At 58.7% G+C, this 19,353-nt stretch carries 16 protein-coding genes; 11 read left to right on the top strand and 5 right to left on the bottom strand.

From position 1 onward, the window contains the following. Positions 1 to 19 precede the first annotated feature (19 nt). From yvcK to secG, 7 genes are all read left to right on the top strand, one after another. On the top strand, positions 20 to 967 hold the full coding sequence (yvcK, locus tag Q0U90_RS04470; protein ID WP_297452136.1) for a uridine diphosphate-N-acetylglucosamine-binding protein YvcK: 948 nt from the start codon (positions 20 to 22) through the stop codon (positions 965 to 967). A gap of 191 nt (positions 968 to 1,158) precedes the next feature. Beyond that, positions 1,159 to 2,157, top strand: a complete 999-nt coding sequence (whiA, locus tag Q0U90_RS04475; RefSeq protein ID WP_297452138.1) for a DNA-binding protein WhiA — start codon at positions 1,159 to 1,161, stop codon at positions 2,155 to 2,157. A gap of 183 nt (positions 2,158 to 2,340) precedes the next feature. After that, the gene (gap, locus tag Q0U90_RS04480; RefSeq protein WP_297452141.1) at positions 2,341 to 3,345 is read left to right on the top strand and encodes a type I glyceraldehyde-3-phosphate dehydrogenase; all 1,005 of its coding nucleotides are present in this window, start codon (positions 2,341 to 2,343) and stop codon (positions 3,343 to 3,345) included. A 108-nt stretch (positions 3,346 to 3,453) separates the two neighbouring features. Continuing rightward, a complete protein-coding gene (locus Q0U90_RS04485; RefSeq protein ID WP_297452143.1) occupies positions 3,454 to 4,665 on the top strand; it encodes a phosphoglycerate kinase in 1,212 nt (403 codons plus the stop codon). Between the two features lie 70 nt (positions 4,666 to 4,735). After that, entirely contained in the window at positions 4,736 to 5,524 is a 789-nt protein-coding gene (gene tpiA / locus Q0U90_RS04490; protein WP_297452146.1) for a triose-phosphate isomerase, read from the top strand. Positions 5,525 to 5,726: 202 nt separating this feature from the next. Beyond that, positions 5,727 to 8,555: a phosphoenolpyruvate carboxylase gene (gene ppc, locus Q0U90_RS04495; protein ID WP_297452148.1), complete on the top strand. Its 2,829-nt coding sequence runs from the start codon at positions 5,727 to 5,729 to the stop codon at positions 8,553 to 8,555. Between the two features lie 101 nt (positions 8,556 to 8,656). Continuing rightward, positions 8,657 to 8,893 carry a preprotein translocase subunit SecG gene (secG, locus tag Q0U90_RS04500; RefSeq protein WP_005510775.1) on the top strand — a complete coding sequence of 79 codons (237 nt, stop codon included), beginning with the start codon at positions 8,657 to 8,659 and terminating at the stop codon, positions 8,891 to 8,893. Positions 8,894 to 9,006: 113 nt separating this feature from the next. Here the strand turns inward: secG and pgl are convergent, their stop codons facing one another. The 3 genes from pgl to zwf are packed head-to-tail and all read right to left on the bottom strand — an operon-like array spanning position 9,007 to position 12,430. After that, positions 9,007 to 9,774 (bottom strand): 6-phosphogluconolactonase, encoded by a 768-nt coding sequence (gene pgl, locus Q0U90_RS04505; RefSeq protein WP_297452150.1) that lies wholly within the window; start codon positions 9,772 to 9,774, stop codon positions 9,007 to 9,009. Then, positions 9,771 to 10,787 carry a glucose-6-phosphate dehydrogenase assembly protein OpcA gene (locus Q0U90_RS04510; protein WP_297452152.1) on the bottom strand — a complete coding sequence of 339 codons (1,017 nt, stop codon included), beginning with the start codon at positions 10,785 to 10,787 and terminating at the stop codon, positions 9,771 to 9,773. The genes pgl and Q0U90_RS04510 overlap by 4 nt, the downstream gene beginning before the upstream one ends. A gap of 50 nt (positions 10,788 to 10,837) precedes the next feature. Beyond that, complete coding sequence (gene zwf, locus Q0U90_RS04515; protein ID WP_297452169.1) at positions 10,838 to 12,430, bottom strand: glucose-6-phosphate dehydrogenase; 1,593 nt, start codon at positions 12,428 to 12,430, stop codon at positions 10,838 to 10,840. A gap of 146 nt (positions 12,431 to 12,576) precedes the next feature. Between zwf and Q0U90_RS04520 the strand changes: the two genes are divergently transcribed. From Q0U90_RS04520 to Q0U90_RS04530, 3 genes are read left to right on the top strand one after another with little or no spacing between them, the layout of a single operon-like run. After that, complete coding sequence (locus tag Q0U90_RS04520; RefSeq protein WP_297452171.1) at positions 12,577 to 12,939, top strand: GntR family transcriptional regulator; 363 nt, start codon at positions 12,577 to 12,579, stop codon at positions 12,937 to 12,939. Further along, positions 12,936 to 13,655 (top strand): hypothetical protein, encoded by a 720-nt coding sequence (locus Q0U90_RS04525; RefSeq protein ID WP_297452154.1) that lies wholly within the window; start codon positions 12,936 to 12,938, stop codon positions 13,653 to 13,655. The genes Q0U90_RS04520 and Q0U90_RS04525 overlap by 4 nt, the downstream gene beginning before the upstream one ends. Further along, positions 13,652 to 14,371 (top strand): hypothetical protein, encoded by a 720-nt coding sequence (locus tag Q0U90_RS04530; protein WP_297452156.1) that lies wholly within the window; start codon positions 13,652 to 13,654, stop codon positions 14,369 to 14,371. The genes Q0U90_RS04525 and Q0U90_RS04530 overlap by 4 nt, the downstream gene beginning before the upstream one ends. 210 nt (positions 14,372 to 14,581) lie before the next feature. On the opposite strand, the gene tal is transcribed toward Q0U90_RS04530, so the two are convergent. Continuing rightward, positions 14,582 to 15,706, bottom strand: a complete 1,125-nt coding sequence (tal, locus tag Q0U90_RS04535; protein WP_297452158.1) for a transaldolase — start codon at positions 15,704 to 15,706, stop codon at positions 14,582 to 14,584. Between the two features lie 170 nt (positions 15,707 to 15,876). Continuing rightward, complete coding sequence (gene tkt, locus Q0U90_RS04540; RefSeq protein WP_297452160.1) at positions 15,877 to 17,976, bottom strand: transketolase; 2,100 nt, start codon at positions 17,974 to 17,976, stop codon at positions 15,877 to 15,879. A gap of 291 nt (positions 17,977 to 18,267) precedes the next feature. Here tkt and Q0U90_RS04545 point away from each other — a divergent pair, with 291 nt between their 5' ends. Continuing rightward, complete coding sequence (locus tag Q0U90_RS04545) at positions 18,268 to 19,182, top strand: heme o synthase (protein WP_297452173.1); 915 nt, start codon at positions 18,268 to 18,270, stop codon at positions 19,180 to 19,182. Positions 19,183 to 19,353: the final 171 nt, after the last annotated feature.

The following is a 19,353-nucleotide window of genomic DNA, read 5'->3' on the forward strand; positions in this document are numbered from 1 at the left end:
TTTCGTGGAGGTGTAGAAATTGACTTCGATTACCAGCCTGGGTGGTGGCCATGGTCTATTTGCCACGCTGAGGGCAGACCGCCAGGTCGCTGACCATGTCACCGCTGTAGTCACGGTTGCTGACGACGGAGGATCCTCAGGGCGCCTTCGTCGTGAACTGGGCCAAATCCCTCCGGGGGATCTGCGCATGGCGCTCGCTGCACTGTCTGCGGACACAGAAAAAGGCGATCTTTGGGAAAAGACGCTGCAGCACCGCTTCGGCGGGACCGGTGCACTGGCAGGACATGCCATTGGCAACCTCATCATTGCTGGTCTCACCAGCGTGATGGGAAACGAAGTCGACGCGCTTGACGAAATTGGTAGGCTCCTGAAGATTCAGGGGCGCGTGGTACCGATGTCACCAATTCCGCTAGAGATTGAGGCAGAGGTCGTAGGTCTCGAGCAGGATGCCCGCGTCGTTCGCCAGGTTCGTGGCCAAGTCGCGGTGGCAACTACTCCTGGACAGGTACGCCGAATCCACCTCATTCCCGAGGCTCCGCCAGCCTCCGAGGAAGCCGTGGAAGCTATTCTCAATGCTGATTTGGTAACGCTGGGGCCGGGCTCATGGTTCACTTCGGTCCTGCCACATATGCAGGTGCCGGGGTTGCGAGACGCACTGCAGGAAACCGATGCCACGACTGTGGTGGTGCTGAATCTCGTCGCTGAGCCAGGGGAGACCGCAGGTTTCTCGTCCGAACGACACATCCACATGCTCATTCAGCACGCACCCGATTTGACGCTCGATTACGTGCTTGTCGACGACAACACGCCGCTCGCGGACACCGAACGGGAATACCTACAGCGAGCTGCGGACAGCCTCGACGCGAAAGTCGTCTTCGCCGATGTGCAGGAAATAGATGGCTACGGAGCTCTGACAGGCCGGCATTCACCTGAGAAGCTGGCTGTTGCACTTCGCCAATTCCTCTAGTCGGCCTGTGAGCTCGGCATTGTGCGTGCTTTCCCGCGACGATGCCCGAAGCATTTCGGGTAATTGCTTTTTGATTGGGCTCGGATACTATCCTTGAGGTTTATTGCTAAAGCTCAAATAGGGGCCACTTAACCCTAATAAGTCGAGCCCAATCAACCGCCCACACAGATGAATTGAGGATGGACAGCATCGTGGCATTGACGGCGAAAGTCAAAGACGAACTAGCCCGCGTGTCAGTATCGCAGGAGAGCGCTCAGGCAGCTGAGATTGCGACGCTGTTCCGCTTTGCGGGAGGACTACACCTGGTGGCAGGTGCCATTGTGTTGGAAGCAGAGCTGGATTCCGGTGCCGTCGCACGCCGACTGCGCTCTCTGCTGGCTGATCTTTATGACGTGAAAGCCACTCTCAATGTGTTGTCTCCCGGTGGGCTGCGAAAGACCTCGAAGTACATTGTCCGGGTTACCGACGGCGCGGAACTCGTCGTTAGGCAAACTGGGCTGATTGACTCGGCGGGGCGTCCGGTTCGTGGGCTGCCGCGCAAGTTGATTATGGGGCAGAAGGTTGACCAGGAAGCCGCTTGGCGAGGTGCGTTCTTGGCGCATGGTTCGTTGACGGAACCGGGGCGGTCTTCGGCACTGGAGGTCACTGCTCCCTCTGCGGAAGCTGCGCTGGCGTTAGTCGGCTGCGCTCGTCGCCTCGGCATTACGGCTAAGAGCAAGGAGAATAAGACTCGTGGCGGAGATCGGGTAATCATTCGGGATGGGGATGCGATTGGTGCACTCCTAACGCGTATGGGTGCCCAAACTACTCGTTTACAGTGGGAAGAGCAGCGCATGCGTCGTGAAGTGCGCGCGACCGCCACTCGTCTGGCAAATTTCGACGATGCGAATCTGCGACGCTCGGCGCGAGCAGCTGTTATTGCGGCGGCGCGAGTTGAGCGAGCCCTGGAAATTCTCGGTGACGATGTACCGGATCACTTGGTGTCTGCGGGACAGTTGCGAGTAGAGCACAAGCAGGCCTCGTTGGAGGAGTTGGGACAGCTGGCCAACCCACCAATGACGAAGGACGCAGTTGCGGGGCGCATTCGCCGTTTGCTCTCTATGGCGGACAAGAGAGCAAACGAACTCGGAATTCCCCCCACAACGGCAGTCGTTACAGATGAACTTTTTGACAAAGAAGTTGACGAGTAAAGCATCTGTTTTGCCTAGTCAAATGCATAAATTTGGATAAATATCCGTTTATTTGGGATTGCCGGGAAAAACCTGCGCTGCGCAATTGAAAAACCCAAAGTACACTTCTGTAGTGAACCTGTTGGAGCGCAACCAGCGCCTCAACAAGTGGCATCGTTTCGCCAATCCATTAAGGAGATTATTGTGACGGTTCGTGTAGGTATTAACGGTTTTGGTCGCATTGGCCGCAACTTCTTCCGCTCCCTGGTCGCTTCGGGCGCTGACCTGGAAGTCGTTGCTGTAAACGACCTCACTGATAACAAGACCCTGGCTCACCTGCTCAAGTACGACTCCATTATGGGCAAGCTTGACGCAGAGGTCACCTACGACGATGAGTCCCTCACCGTCAACGGCAAGCGCATCCGCGCATACGCTGAGCGCGACCCGAAGAACCTGCCGTGGGGCGAGCACGAGGTCGACATCGTCATTGAGTCCACCGGTTTCTTCACTGATGCCAACGCAGCCAAGGCCCACATCGAGGCTGGTGCTAAGAAGGTAATCATCTCCGCTCCGGCTAAGAACGAAGACGCAACCTTCGTTGTCGGTGTCAACCACACCGACTACGACCCGGAGAAGCACAACATCATTTCTAACGCTTCTTGCACCACCAACTGCCTAGCTCCGATGGCTAAGGTCCTGGACGACAAGTTCGGCATCGAGCGCGGTCTGATGACCACCATCCACGCATACACCGGTGACCAGCGTCTGCACGACGCTCCGCACAAGGACCTGCGTCGCGCCCGCGCTGCTGCTCTGAACATTGTTCCGACCTCCACCGGTGCTGCCAAGGCAGTCGCTCTGGTTCTCCCGCAGCTCAAGGGTCTGCTCGACGGTTACGCACTGCGTGTCCCGACCCCGACCGGTTCTGTCACCGACCTGACCTTCACCGCCAAGAGCGAGGTCACCGTCGAGTCCGTCAACGCTGCTATCAAGGAAGCTGCAGAGGGCGAGCTCAAGGGCGTTCTGGGTTACAACGAGGACCCGATCGTTTCCAAGGACATCGAGGGCGACCCGCGTTCCTCCATCTTCGACGCACCGCTGACCAAGGTCATCGGTGACCAGGTCAAGGTTGTCTCCTGGTACGACAACGAGTGGGGCTACTCCAACCGCCTCGTCGACCTGGCTGTCTACGTCGGTGAGCGCCTCTAATAACACACCTGGTTAATCCCAGACCCCGAACGGGCCGGGGTGGTTGTGCCTGAATTGGGCACCCCACCCACGGCCCGTTTTTACACACTTCACAAGGATTTCATTCAGATGACTGTTAAGACTGTCAAAGACCTCATCAACGAAGGTATTGAAGGCCGTTACGTCCTCGTCCGCTCCGACTTCAACGTTCCACTGAAGGACGGCGTTATTACCGACCCAGGTCGTATCGACGCATCGCTGCCGACTCTTTCCGCTCTCGTCGATGCCGGTGCCAAGGTCGTTGTTATGGCACACCTCGGTCGCCCGAAGGGTGAAGTTAAGTCCGAGTTCTCCCTGGCCCCGGTTGCTGAAGCTCTTTCGGAGCGCCTGGACCAGTACGTCGCTCTCGCTGGGGATGTCTCCGGTGAAGATGCACACGAGCGTGCAAACGGCCTGACTGACGGCGATGTGCTCCTGCTGGAGAACGTGCGCTTCGATCCGCGCGAGACCTCCAAGGACGAGGCAGAGCGCGCCGCGTTTGCTGCAGAGCTGGCTGCACTCGTTCCGGACGGAGCTTTTGTTTCCGACGGTTTCGGCGTTGTTCACCGCGCACAGGCTTCCGTCTTCGACGTAGCGAAGAAGCTCCCGCACTACGCGGGCAACCTGGTTCAGGCTGAGCTCGAAGTTCTGCGCAAGGTCGCTGAAACTCCGGAGAAGCCGTACACCGTCGTGCTCGGTGGTTCCAAGGTTTCCGACAAGCTGGGCGTTATTGAGGCCCTCGCGCCTAAGGTCGACTCCCTGGTCATCGGCGGCGGCATGTGCTTCACCTTCCTGGCTGCCAAGGGCTACGCCGTGGGCGCATCCCTGCTGCAGGAAGAAATGATTGACACCTGTAAGGATCTGTTGGAGCGCTACGGCGACAAGATTGTTCTGCCGACCGACGTGGTTGTGGCCGACAAGTTCGCTGCAGATGCCGAGCACAAGGTTGTCGAAGCCACCGAGATTCCGGAAGGCTGGATGGGGCTGGACATCGGACCGGCTTCCGCTGAGACCTTCGGTAAGGTGCTCGCTGAGTCCAAGACCGTGTTCTGGAACGGCCCGATGGGAGTCTTCGAGATGGAGGCTTTCGCAGCCGGTACTCGTGAGGTCGCACAGGCCATCATCGATGCCACCGCTAACAACGGTTGCTTCTCCGTCGTCGGTGGCGGCGACTCCGCAGCTGCAGTGCGCACCCTGGGTCTGGACGAGGATGGTTTCAGCCACATCTCCACCGGTGGCGGTGCTTCGCTGGAGTTCCTCGAGGGCAAGACTCTGCCTGGCGTCTCCGTCCTGGAAGACTAAGATTTTTCCACCACAGGATTTTTCAACGCGTAAAAATCCGCTTATTGATAGGGAAGTGAATTCCACCACTATGGCACGTACACCATTTATTGCTGGTAACTGGAAGATGAACCTGAACCATCTCGAGGCTATCGGTGTGGTGCAGAAGCTCGCCTTTGCTCTGCCGAAGGAGTACTACGACAAGGTTGATGTCGCTGTCATCCCGCCGTTTACTGATCTGCGTTCGGTTCAGACTCTGGTAGAGGGCGATAAGCTCAGCGTCACCTACGGCGCACAGGATGTCTCCATCCACGAATCTGGCGCCTTCACCGGCGAGATTTCCGCTTCTATGCTGGCAAAGCTTGGGTGCACCTGGGTCGTCGTCGGACACTCCGAGCGCCGCGACATGCACGGGGAGACCGATGAACTCGTTGCCAAGAAGGCCAAGGCAGCACTGCGCGAGGGCATGAAACCAATCGTCTGTGTCGGCGAGCCGCTGGAGGTCCGCGAGGCTGAAGAGCACGTCGAGTACGTTGTGGCTCAGGTCAAGGGCTCCCTGGCCAACCTGACCAATGCTGAGCTTGCCAAAACCGTCATCGCATACGAGCCGGTCTGGGCTATTGGCACCGGTAAGGTCGCATCGGCTGCAGACGCTCAGGAAGTCTGTGAGGCCATCCGTAAGACTGTCGCAGAGATTGGCAATGAGGACATCGCCAAGGAGATGCGCATTCTCTACGGCGGTTCCGTCAAGGCTGAGAATGTCGCAGAGATTGTCGGCAAGCCTGATGTTGACGGCGGCCTCGTCGGCGGCGCTTCGCTCGACGGTGAAGCATTCGCGAAGCTCTGCGCACTTGCTGCAGATGCCGCCCAGAACGCCTAACTACGTATAAATTCAGAGCAACTGATAAGGTAGGCGCCATGCGCGACCCCGGATTGGTTTTATTGATTCTCATAAAACCGATTCGGGGTTATTGCCTTTAGACGTACCGAACCCAGGACCACCTATTGGCAATAATTCAGCGCAACTCATTTCCCGCGGCATGTCGCGAAACGTGCCCGGCAATTTTTGAAGGACGTGCTCAATGAACGAACAAGTACATCGTGAGACTGACCGACAGACAGCTGCCAATGAGCAATCCTCATCCACCTCGAATGCACAGCGGCAGGACCTGCTCTGGGAGGATATTCGCCACCTGGGTCGAATTCTTGGCCAGGTAATCCGTGAGCAAGAGGGCGACGAGGTCTTTAACCTGGTCGAAAATGCGCGACGAGCAGCTTTCGAGCTCCACCGCGGTGATGGCGATGTCGAGAAGCTCACCGGACTTTTCCGCGACATTGACCCAGCCGATGCCAACCCGGTCATCCGTGCTTTCACACATTTCGCTCTACTAGCGAATCTCGCGGAGGATCTTCACGAGGAGCTCGGCATCGAAGCTGCCCTCGATGCTGGTGCTCCGCCGCAGGACTCGACGCTGGAGGCAACATGGCAGAAGCTACGCGACGCCAAGGTTTCCAGCAGCGCCATTGCTGAAATGATGGACCACATTGAGGTTGTGCCTGTCCTAACCGCGCACCCGACAGAGACTCGTCGCCGTACCGTATTCGATGTCCAGAAGCACATCACGGCTGCAATGCGTCAGCGCCACGAGATTCAGGCGGCACCTGTCAATGCTCGCACTGCAGATCGACTCGCTGAGATTGATGCCGACATTCGCCGCCGCATCCTGACGCTGTGGCAGACCGCTTTGATCCGCATGAATCGCCCGGATATTCGCGACGAGGTCGAAGTTGGTCTTCGCTACTACCAGCTTTCTCTGCTGGAAGCGGTGCCACAGATTAACCGAGACGTCGTCAAGCACTTGCGTCAGCTCGGCGGCGACAAGCTGCCGGCAAACCCGACTATTCGCATGGGCTCGTGGATTGGTGGTGACCACGACGGCAACCCCTTCGTAACAGAGGAGACGCTGCGCTATGCGTCGGACAGGGCAGCCGGCACCATCCTGCGCCACTACTTCGCGCAGCTGCATCTGCTGGAGCGCGAACTCAGCCTGAGTGACCGCCTGACCAAGGTCACCGTGGATCTGGTCGCTCTGGCCAGCCGTGGTCACAATGACGTACCGAACCGCGAAGATGAGCCTTACCGTCGCGCGGTTCACGGCATCCGTGGTCGTGTGGCGGCAACAGCTGTGAACTTCTTCGATGAGTCCATCATTGAGGGCGACTGGTCGGAATTCACTCCGTACGAAAGCGCCGAGGAACTGCTGGCGGAGCTGTCGATTATCGACGACTCGCTGCGCTCCAGCCATGACGACCTCATTGCTGATCACCGCCTGCGTGATTTGATCGGTTCAATTGAGGTATTTGGTTTCCATCTGTACTCGATTGATATCCGACAGAATTCGGACTCTCACGAGGAAATCCTCACTGAGCTGTTCGCCGCTGCAGGTGTCGTGGACAACTACGCGGGACTGAAGGAGGCGGACAAGGTCGAGCTTCTGACGAAGGAACTGCAGTCCTCCCGCCCTCTGGTATCGGCTTCGGCAGAACTCTCCGAAGCTACAGCCCGCGAGTTGGGGATTATGCGTGCAGCAGCGCGGGCAGTACGTAAGTACGGCGATGCCGCAGTACCGCACTGCATCATTTCGATGTGTACGTCGGTCTCTGACCTGTTGGAACCGATGATTCTGCTCAAGGAAGTCGGACTGATTCGCACGAATGGCTCTCAGCCGACCGGTTCTGTTGACGTCATCCCGCTGTTCGAAACCATCGAAGACCTACAGGCTGGCGCAGAGGTACTGCGCGCCGCGTGGGATATTCCGGTCTACCGCGCGTACGTCTCCGCGCGTGGTGACCTGCAGGAAGTCATGCTCGGCTACTCTGACTCGAACAAGGACGGTGGCTACTTCGCTGCAAACTGGGCGCTTTACGACGCGGAGGTCGCCATCGTGGCGGCCGCGAAGGACAACGACATTCGCCTGCGTCTCTTCCATGGCCGCGGCGGTACTGTCGGCCGTGGTGGCGGACCCTCCTACGAAGCAATTCTGGCGCAACCCTCCGGCGCAGTCCAGGGATCGGTACGTATCACCGAGCAGGGCGAGATTATCTCAGCGAAGTATGGTCACCCTGCTGCGGCTCGCAGGAACCTCGCCGCGCTGGTGTCGGCAACTATCGAGTCGACGCTGCTCGAAGTCGGAGATCTGAAGAACCCGGCTCGCGCTCACGAAATCATGTCGGAGATTTCCGACCTGTCGCGTGAGGCCTACTCGAAGCTTATGCACGAGGACGCCGGCTTCATCGACTTTTTCACCTCGTCGACTCCGGTCGATGAGATTGGCAGCCTGAACATCGGTTCGCGCCCGACCTCACGCAAGCAGACTCAAACCATCTCTGATCTGCGCGCAATTCCATGGGTGCTGTCCTGGTCCCAGCAGCGTTCCATGGTGCCGGGCTGGTTCGGTGTCGGCACTGCGCTGCAGCAGTGGATAGGTGACGACGAGGACGGCTCTCGCCTGGCTGAGCTCCGCCAGCTCAACGAAGATTGGCCTTTCTTCAACTCGGTGCTGTCGAACATGGCACAGGTGATGTCCAAGGCCGACCTGAACCTGGCCCGTGCTTACGCCAGCCTGTGCAAGGACAAGGCCGACGGTGAGCGTATCTACGGCATCATCAAGGCCGAATTCGACCTGACTTTGAAGATGTTCCTGAAGGTAACCGGGTACAAGCACCTGTTGGAGGACAACCCGCTGCTCAAGCGCTCGGTGGACATGCGCTTCCCGTACCTCATGCCGTTGAACATCATCCAGTTGGAAATGCTGCGCCGCTACCGTGCCGGTGATAATCGCGACAAGGTGCGTCGGGGCATTCAGCTGACCATGAATGGACTGGCAACTGCACTGCGCAACTCCGGGTAGGAATTCGCCTAGCAATACGGCTAGGGATACCTAGCCAGCGGAGTAATTGCGCTAGTATAGTTGGAGTTCTTAAAGAAGCGACGTTTCAAAAGGAAGTGCGCGTGTACCTCGCCATTCAGATTGTCCTGGTCATCACATCCATCTTGATGACGCTGTTCATCCTGCTCCACAAGGGTAAGGGTGGCGGACTGTCCAGCCTTTTTGGTGGCGGCATGCAGTCGAACCTGTCCGGTTCGACGGTGGTGGAGAAGAACCTCGACCGCGTCACTATTGTAACCGTGATTATCTGGTTGCTCTGCATTGTCCTGTTGCTGCTGTTCAACACCTTCGGCTGGTAAGTTCCGCACGCAGCACGCCTACCGCGGGCCTTTACGTAATAAAATTCCCGTCGATAGCCTCTCGCTTATCGACGGGAATTCGCTGTTTCTGGGCTTAGCAGAACAGAGGCAACTTAGAGCTCCGCAGCCGCAGCGTCATCGACAAAGACAATGGTCTCCTGGACGCCTCGGACACCGGCTGCTGGCCACTGAGCAGGATCATCCTGCGTAGCAATAGCTGCAATTGCCTCAGTCTTCTCGCCACCTGCTACCAGCAACCACACACGCTGCGAACTGGCGATTGCCGGCATAGTCAGCGTGATACGGGTCGGCGGTGGCTTCGGGCAGTTGTGGACATCTACGACCAGGCGTTCCTGCTCCGCGAGCGCGGCGGTGTGCGGGAAAATCGAGTTGATGTGTCCCTCGCCACCCATGCCAAGCAGATGGAGGTCAAAGCCATTCGGAGCCTTTTCCCGGAGGATAGCCTCGTAGCTTTCGGCAGCCTCAGTGGTGGTCACACCGCCGTCTGCGGCCGCAAACTCGAAGATGTTCTCCTCCGGTACGCAGACAGGGGACAGGAGTCGTTCACGTGCCGCTAGCGCATTACGGTCTGCTGAGTCAGCAGCGACGAAGCGTTCATCTCCGAAAAACACCAGGACTCGATTCCAGTCGATGTCTCCGGAGTCGTCGGCAAGCGCACTGAGCAGCGCGGTTCCAGCACCGCCTCCGGTGAGGACGACACGTGCGAAACCGTCATCGGTAACTGCAGGGGCATCGCCGTTCTGGACAGCAGTGACCGCATCGACGAAGCGCTGACGTGCCGCGTCGACGATGCCGGCCTGGTCTGCGGCGCGGTGGAACTGAGGGGCAGGGGCAGTGTTGGAGGCGTTATCGGTGGTCACTTGTCAGAGACTCCTGGTTCGTTCTCGAAGCTGGTAGCTGTGGACGTTGGAGGCTGCATACCCACGGTGTGGATCTGGCTGAGACCGCGCAGAGCACGTCCGTAGGCAGTATCGTGATCGAGGTGACGCAGCTCTTCAGCCAAACACTCGGAGCGCGTCGGACGCGACAGTGCGACCTTGAACGGTGGCTGATCACCGTTTGTGACCGATGCGGTGGTGGCGCTTTCAATATCGACACGCAAGGTCTGACCATTTTCGCGTTCGAAGGCCACAGAGGTTACCGGCGGCTTAGCGCGCCCCTTTTCGTCCACCGGAATTTTCTTCTCACCGGTGGAGTACCGATTGACCGGCAGCCCCAGGCGATCGGCCAACCACCCTGCGGCAACCTCCACCGACGGGGACTCCTGTGGGCCGTAGATGGATACGGATGTCACAGGCGAGTGCGGCGGCAGGTCAAAGGCCGAGGCCAACACACCGCGCCAGTTCGTCAGCCGCGACCAGCTCAAATCGGAATCACCCGGCGTGTAGCCCGTGCGGCGCGTGTAGATGGCGTTGCTATTCGGGTCACACAACGAATCGGTGATGCGACGCTGTGCAATCCGACCAATTGGTGTTGCCGCCGGTACCTGTGGGGCCTCGGACGGCCACCACGCCACAACCGGCGTGTCCGGTAGCAACAGGGGAGTTACTACCGAACTGTGGTGTTGACCAATCTCACCGGACATGTGCATGACGACGATTTCAGCGGCACCGGCATCACCACCGACGCGGAGCTCCGCGTCGAGGCGATTGTCCAGGCGTGGATCATCGGAGACCAATACCAGCACACGGGACGGGTGCTCACGGGACACCGAGTTAACCGTAGAAATAATGTTTTCCAGGTCATCTTCGCTCTTGGCCAAAACAATCAGGGTGAGGACACGGCCTGTGGTGACAATGCCGCCCTGCTCTCGAAGCTGCACCAACTGACGAGCAATGGCTGCGGTGTCAGTATCGGGCAAATTGACGATCATGAAAGTGTTCTTTCTGTCAGAAAATTCTTAAGAAGTGAGAGGTTGGCAACCTATGGCCGTCGCCAAGCGCGACCGTCGCGCTCGAGCATGTGGTCAGCGGAGGAGGGCCCCCACGAACCTGCGGGGTAGCCCTCTGGCCGACCGCGCTTGGCCCAGTACTCGATGATGGGGTCAAGAATCTTCCAAGACAGCTCGACTTCCTCATTGGTGGGGAAGAGGCTGGCTTCGTCGAGAAGCGCATCCAGAATCAGGCGCTCGTAGGCTTCTGGCGACTGCTCAGTGAACACCTCGGAGTAAGAGAAGTCCATGTTGACATCGCGGACCTCCATAGCCGAGCCCGGCACCTTCGATCCGAATCGCATGAGCACACCTTCGTCGGGCTGGACTCGGATGACCATGGCGTTCTGGCCGAGCGCAGCGGTCATCGTCTCTGCAAAAGGCAGGTGTGGTGCGGATTTAAAGACCAACGCGATTTCAGTGACGCGACGACCGAGGCGCTTGCCGGTGCGCAGGTAGAAGGGAACTCCAGCCCAGCGACGGGAGTTAATCTGCAGCGTACAGGCGGCGTAGGTCTCCGTTGTGGACTCGGGATCGAACCCTTCCTCGTCTCGCAGACCCGGCACAAAGTTGCTGCCCTGCCAATCCGCCGTGTACTGGCCGCGAGCGGTGTACTTCGAAAATGGACGCACTGGTTCAACAGCGCGCAGCACCTTAATCTTCTCTGCCTGTAGCTCTTCCGGGGTAAAAGCGATGGGCTCCTCCATTGCCACCAGCGCCAGGAGCTGGAGTAGGTGGTTCTGAATCACGTCACGAGCCGCACCAATACCGTCGTAGTAGCCGGCGCGACCGCCCAGACCGATGTCCTCAGCCATGGTGATTTGGACATGGTCAATGTAGTGGGAATTCCACATCGGATCGAACAACTGGTTGGCAAAACGCATGGCCAGAATATTCTGGACGGTTTCCTTGCCCAGATAGTGGTCGATGCGGAAAACAGCGTCTTCTGGGAAGACTGAGTTCACAATCCGGTTCAGTTCCTGTGCAGAGGCCAGGTCGTGGCCGAATGGTTTCTCAATAATGACGCGGCGCCAGTAGTCCTCGCCCGACTGAGCAAGCCCCGAACGGTCGAGCTGATGGCAGACATCGGGGAAGTTAGCTGGCGGAATGGACAGGTAGTAGGCCCAGTTGCCAGCGGTACCGCGGGAGCGATCTAGTTCCTCGAGTTGTGCGGCCAAGCGGTCGAATGCTTCGTCGTCGGTGAAGGTACCGGTTACAAAGTGAATTCCCTCAGCCAGGCGCTGCCAGACACTCTCGCGGAAATCTGTGCGGGCTCCGTCTTTCACCGCTGCGCGCACATAATCCTCAAAATCCTGCTTGGACCATTCGCGACGGCCATAGCCGACCAGCGCAAAGGAGGCCGGCAGTAGGCCGCGGTTGGCCAGGTCATAAATAGCAGGCAGGAGCTTCTTCCGGGCCAGATCGCCCGTCACTCCGAAGATCACCATGCCACCCGGACCGGCAATGCGCGGCAGGCGCTTATCCTGCGGGTCGCGCAGCGGATTCACATAGCTGCTGTGGCTGGTGCTCTCGTCCCCGTTGCGCGGAGAACCGGCAGTAGGGGAGTTCGGACCGTTGTGTTGCAGAGAATCACTCACGGTTTACATAATGTCATATCGAGAAAAGTCCGGTGGAATAGTTTCCGATTCCTCCGGTGGGGCCTTGACAGGCCCCTTTCTTTTGCTTTAGGTTTATGACATAGGTGGTATACCCGTAAACCATGGAGGTGGATATGCAGGCGAAGGAGGCGGACCCTCGGCCCATCTATATCCAGATTGCCGAGGATCTGAAATCACTAATCCTGTCCGGGGAGCTCGCGGCTGAGAACCGCGCCCCCTCAACCAAGGAGCTCTCGGAGTTCTATCAGGTCAATCCCACCACGGCCGCCAAGGCCATGACAGAACTGTCGATGGTGGGGCTCGTAGAGAAGAAAAGAGGTCTCGGCATGTTTGTCACTCCAGGCGCCCGGGAGCGCATTCGAGCTGAGCGTCGTGAAGCGTTTCAGCGTACCTACATCGAGCCACTAAAAGCGGAGGCCGGCGTCCTCGGCCTCACGCTCCACGACATCATCGCCATGCTGGAGGAGGAAAAATGAGTATCTACGGCGTGATCGGCCCCAACGGTGCCGGTAAGACCTACTACCTTCACACCCTCGCGCAACTGCCCACGGCTGCCCTGGCGAAGGCGGCACCCGACACCCAAATCTTCGGCGCCACCCCGCGCGAATATTTCCACATCTTGCGCACGGGCTGGGATCAGCTCGATGTGTCCCACGCGGAGTCTCTCCTCGATTTCCCCGCCGACACACCCATCAAGCAACTCAGCCTGGGCCAGCGCCAACTGCTCATCGCCGTAGCAACCCTGGCATCGGGCAAGCAAGCATTGCTTTTCGACGAACCCTTCAACGGCCTCGATGTCGACCACCGCACCACGTTGCGCAGCATGCTTATCGACGCTGCCGAATCGGCCGACATTGTGGTCACCTCGCAGCACTCCCAGGACCTCGCCGGCTTGGTGGACACCTTGATTGTCATCCACAAGCAGGATGCGTACGGACCTTATGACGTCGAAAAGCTGCGCGCTACCCATCCGGTGCTGCGCGGCCCTGCCGACCTCGTGGCCCAGGTGACCGGTCCGGTGCTCGCTAAGAAAACCCTCGGTGAGCGCTGCGAGGCCATCCTGGCTACTGCGCTCAGCTCGTCTGCCGCTGCGCATGCCCGCGCCCTCGGCGTTGAGGTCAGCTACCTCGAACCCGTAGACCTCATCGACCTCGCCAGCACTTCCTCTTACATCGAAAGGAGCAAGAAATGAGCACCGGAGCTTTCATCGCAACCAACAGGAAAACCTTCCTCGGTATTACCGCTGTGGCCATCATTTACTCGGCTTTCGGGCGCATGCTCGTAGGCAGCGGTACCGGCAACACGCTGCTGGGCATCGCCGCGCTGGGCATCCTCTTCCTCATCACCGCCCGACGCTCGGTCACCCTGCGCGACTATGGAGTGAGCACAGCCCGCTGGGTGCGCTCCGCAATCATCGCGATCCTGGGTACATCGCTGGTGGCCACCGCCTTCATCGTCGCGGCGATGGTCAGCGAGCAGAAGAAGTCCGGTTACTACCGTTCATTCGATAGCTTCATCGTTACCTCCGGCCCGGCTATGTACCCGGACACCAACGGGGCGATGTACATGATTGAGGATTCTGGGCAGAACTACACCACGATTCTGCTCACGGCCCTGTGCGTCTTCTTGAGCTTCCTCATGGCCACCGTGGCGGGCACCGCGATTGGGACCGTCGCCGGCACGAAGGGCATTCGCGCGGGATCGATTACCATCGGCTTGGCGCTGGTCGCACTCTTCCTCTTCAGCTTTCTGCTGGACGCGACCGATTCCATCCCGGGAGCCCCCTGGCCGGGCGTGCCAATCTTCGCCTCGCTCATCACCGTGGTTTCCGCGGTCGTGATGGCCTGGGCCTTAAAGAAAGACAAACGCCCACTGCCCGCCGTGCACCCCGGCTTCACCGAGGCCTAACAGCCAAAAAGCTCCCCGCGGGGGAGCTTTTTGTGCGCAGCTTACGGGCCGAAAAACACGAGCTGCACATGTGAAACTGTGCAAGTTTATGACACTTTCAGGCTATTTTTCGGACCATTTTTGCCATAAGCGCAGTCAGTAACTCGCATCGTTGATCGACCCGCTGGCGCCAGCCATAAACGCGGCCGCTACCAACAGGCAGCTAGATAATTAGCAGGGTTCGTGCAGCTGTTCCATGCGCTGTGCAATAGAGTCGAGCAGGGACTGCCAGGAATCCACAAACTTCTCCACGCCCTCGCGCTCCAGGACAGCGAAGACGTCATCCAGGTCGATACCAATCTCGCTGAGCTGGGTCATAACGGCATTGGCTGCCTCACCCTGACCGCTGACGGCATCGCGAACCTCACCCTCGAAGCCCGCAGCAGCGCGCAGCGTCTTTTCAGGCATGGTGTTCACGGTCTGCGGAGCAGCCAGCTCAGTCACGTAAAGGGTGTCCGGGTAAGCCGGGTTCTTCACACCGGTGGAAGCCCACAGCAGGCGCTGCGGCTTAGCGCCGGCGTTCTCCAGCTGCGCCCAGCGAATATTCTGCGCCGAGAAAGCCTCCTCGAACTTGGCGTAGGCAGCGCGGGCATTGGCCAGACCGGCCTTGCCACGCAAAGCCAAGGCCTCTTCCGAGCCGATCTTTTCCAGGCGAGCATCAATCTCAGTGTCAACGCGGGAAACGAACAGCGAAGCAACTGAGTGAACCGAATCCAGGTCCACACCGTTGTCCTTCGCACGCTCAATGCCCTCAATGAACGCATCGATTACCTGCAGGTATCGCTCCACCGAGAAAATCAGGGTGACGTTCACCGAAATACCCTCGGACAAAGCCTCGGTGACTGCCGGCAAGGAGGCGTCGGTCGCCGGAATCTTAATCATCGCATTTTGCTTGTCGACGCGTTCCCAGAGCTCACGGGCCTGCGCAATCGTGGCCTCGTAGTTGTCGGCGTAACGAGGATCGACCTCGATAGAAACACGGCCATCGACACCGTCGGTATCCTCAGCCACACCGGCGAAGAGATCACAGGCATCGCGGACATCGTCGATAGCCATGGCGAACACAGCTTCTGACGGGTTCGCGCGCTCAGCGGTGAGCTGCGCCAGCTGAGAGTCATAGTCCTCACCAGCGGTCATCGCCGAAGAGAAGATAGCCGGGTTAGTGGTGACACCAACCACCCGCAGTTCATCGATGAGGTTCTTCAAATCGCCCGAGGTGAGACGCTGGCGCGAAAGATCGTCGAGCCACGCCGAGGTTCCTACCTTGGCGAGTGCTTCCATCGTGGTGTTTCCCATAGTGTTTAACGCCTTTCTGTCTAAACCGCTTCGCTGTCTAAAGACTTCTCTAAAAATTATCCGTCTTTAAACTACTGTGCGACACAAACAATACTGGCGCCACCGGAGCGCCGGTACGGTTTCTACAAATCCCGTCCCGGCATCAGCCGATAGCGCCAGGTTGAACAAACTTACTTAGCAGCCTCGATGGACTCCTTGGCCGCGTCGACAACAGCGTCGGCGGTGATGCCGAACTGCTCGAACAGCTCCTTGTACGGAGCCGAGGCACCGAAGTGTTCCAAGGAGACTGCGCGACCAGCGTCGCCCAGGTGGCGGTACCACGGCATAGCAATACCGGCCTCAACCGAAACACGAGCGCGGACCGCCTTCGGCAGGACCTGCTCACGGTAGGCCTCATCCTGCTGCTCAAACCAGTCAAGACACGGGACGGAGACAACGCGGGCGCTGACGCCTTCCGCAGCCAACTTCTCAGCGGCCTCGACAGCGAGGTGAACCTCCGAGCCAGTACCCATGAGGATGACGTCCGGGGTCTCCTTGGTGCCGTCGACAAGCACGTACGCACCACGACGGACACCCTCGGCGGCCTTTTCCTTGGTGCCTTCCAGGACCGGGACGTTCTGGCGGGTCAGAGCCAGAGCCTTCGGACCTGCCTCGCCTTCGAGAACAGCCGCCCAAGCCTGAGCGGTCTCGTTAGCGTCAGCCGGACGGACAGTGGACACACCCGGGATAGCGCGCAGCGAAGCCAGCTGCTCAATAGGCTGGTGCGTCGGGCCGTCCTCGCCCAGACCAATGGAGTCGTGGGTCCAGACATAAATGGGGGAGATGCCCATCAGCGATGCCAGGCGGACAGCCGGACGCATGTAGTCCGAGAAGATGAGGAAGGTGCCGCCGTACGGACGGGTGCCACCGTGGAGCAGGATACCGTTGAGGATTGAGCCCATGGCGTGCTCACGAATACCGAAGTGCAGGTTTCGACCGTACGGATCGGTGGTCCAGGTTCCGGTGGTGATGGACTTCGGGCCGAAGGACGGCTCACCCTTCAGGACAGTGTTGTTGGAGCCAGCCAGGTCGGCCGAGCCACCCCACAGCTCCGGCAGGGCCTTACCCAGTGCCTGCAGCGCAGCCTCGGAAGCCTTGCGGGTTGCAACGCCCTTCTCATCCGGCTCCCAAGTCGGTAGCTCAGCGTCGAAGCCCTCAGGCAGCTCACCAGCGGTCAGGCGATCCAGCAGAGCCTTGCGCTCCGGGTTGGCCGCAGCCCACTCGTCGAACTTGACCTGCCACTGGGCGTGAGCCTCGGCACCGCGCTCAACAAGCTTGCGGGTGTGCTCAATGACCTCGTCAGCGACGTCGAAGTTCTTGTCGGTATCGAAGCCGAGAGCTTCCTTAATACCGACAATCTCTTCGCCACCAAGAGCAGCACCGTGCGAAGCGCCGGTGTTCATCTTGGTCGGAGCCGGGTACGCAATCACGGTACGAACGCGAATGAAGGTCGGACGCTCCGTATCCTTCTTGGCCTCCTCAACAGCGGCCTCAAGAGCTGCGACATCCTCGCCGCCGTCGACCTCGATGACCTGCCAGCCGTAAGAACGGTAGCGGTCAGCCACATTCTCCGTAAAAGCAATAGTGGTGTCGTCCTCGATGGAGATGCCGTTGTCATCCCAGAAGACAATCAGGTTGCCCAGCTGCTGCGTACCAGCCAGCGAGCAGGCCTCAGCAGTGACACCCTCCTGCACGTCACCATCAGAAGCAATGACGTACACGTAGTGGTCGAACGGAGAGTCGCCCGGAGCAGCTTCCGGGTCGAACAGCCCACGTTCCCGTCGCGAAGCCATGGCGAAACCGACAGCCGACGCCAGACCCTGACCCAGCGGACCAGTGGTGATTTCCACGCCGTCAGTGTGGCCGTACTCCGGGTGGCCCGGGGTGAGGGCATCCCACGTGCGCAGAGCCTTCAGGTCATCGAGCTCCAGACCGAAACCGCCCAGGTAGAGCTGGATATACTGCGTCAGCGAGGTGTGACCGCAGGAGAGAATGAATCGGTCGCGGCCAATCCACTTCGTATCCTTCGGGTCATGGCGCATAACGCGCTGGTAGAGAGAGTAAGCCAGCGGTGCGAGGCTCATAGCAGTGCCCGGGTGACCCGAACCTGCTTTTTCCACGGCGTCTGCAGCCAGCACACGGGCCGTATCTACAGCCTTCGTGTCCAAATCAGACCAGTCCGAGGGGTAGTTGCGAACAACCCGTGCTTCATGCTCAGTCGACAGTGTCACGTAAATGACTCCTAGTATCCAAATGGATTAGTAAAGATCTCCTCCATACTAACTAGGAATACGTGCGCTCGGTTTAAACCGGGCCGAATAGGCAAGCGGTGAAGTGTTGGAGGGGCGCGCCGCACGTGCTTCACGACGGGCATTGTTGGAACCGTTATGATTACCGGTAAACTAATTGCCTACCCCTCATTTTATTTTGCGGAAAAACTCGTCGGGAACTTTCCGGCCGTTACATCCGACTATTAGTATTCGGGGGGTTTGTTTATGGCGCGTGAAAGGGACATTGCTTTGTTGGACACAGTCAAGGCGTATATTGCACTGACTAAGCCAAGAATTATTGAGCTCCTGCTCGTCGCGGCCATTCCCGCAATGCTTCAGGCTGATCGCGGTCATGTACACGTTGGACTGATTCTTCTCACCCTGTTCGGTGGTTGGATGGGCGCAGCGGCCGCACACACCTTCAACATGGTCATGGATTACGACATCGACCAGAAGATGCGCCGCACTCGACGTCGCCCGCTCGCACGCAACCAGGTTAGCCGTCGCGCGGCAGCGATTTTCGGCACCATCTTGATGATTGCATCGTTCCTGTGGCTGTGGCTGCTGTGTAACTCGCTGCTAGCGGCAGTTTTCATTCTGATTACGATTGCGTTCTACATCTTCGTCTACACGCTATGGTTGAAGCGCCGTACTGATCAGAACGTCATTTGGGGTGGCGCTGCGGGCTGTATGCCGGTGATGGTCGGCTGGGCCGTAATCACTGACAACAACCCGGAAATTACGGGGCTGGCCCACTGGTGGCAGGCATTCATCCTGTTCTTGCTCATCTTCTTCTGGACTCCGCCGCACACCTGGGCATTGGGTCTTCGCTACAAGGAGGACTACAAAGCCGCGGGGGTGCCGATGATGCCGGTGGTCAAGCCGGCAATCGTCGTTTCCAAGCGCATTATTTACTACACCGGCGCGACCGTGATTACCACTCTGCTATTGGTTCCGTACGCTGGTTGGATTTATCTGATTGGTGCCGTTGGCGCTGGTGCTTGGTTCCTGTGGGGTGCCATTGACCTACACCGCCACGTGAAGACCGGTGGCAAGATTAAGCCGATGAAGCTGTTCTTTATGTCGAACAACTACTTGTCCATCGTGTGTGTGGCGCTTTCTCTGGATGCAGTACTTGGACTGCAGACAGTTTCGAGCATGTTTTAGGGGTAGCTACTAAGCTCCTATAAACGTTTAAAGAGGCCGTTCCCAATGACGGGGAGGGCCTCTTTTGGTGTGCAGAGATGGCGTTAATAGACAAAAGGGGATGCGGACGTTTTTTGGGACAGTTTCAATCTCACGCTACATTGACTTTTCGGTATTCGGCAATGCTCAAAC

This window comes from uncultured Corynebacterium sp. (assembly GCF_946998835.1).
Classification (GTDB): domain Bacteria; phylum Actinomycetota; class Actinomycetes; order Mycobacteriales; family Mycobacteriaceae; genus Corynebacterium.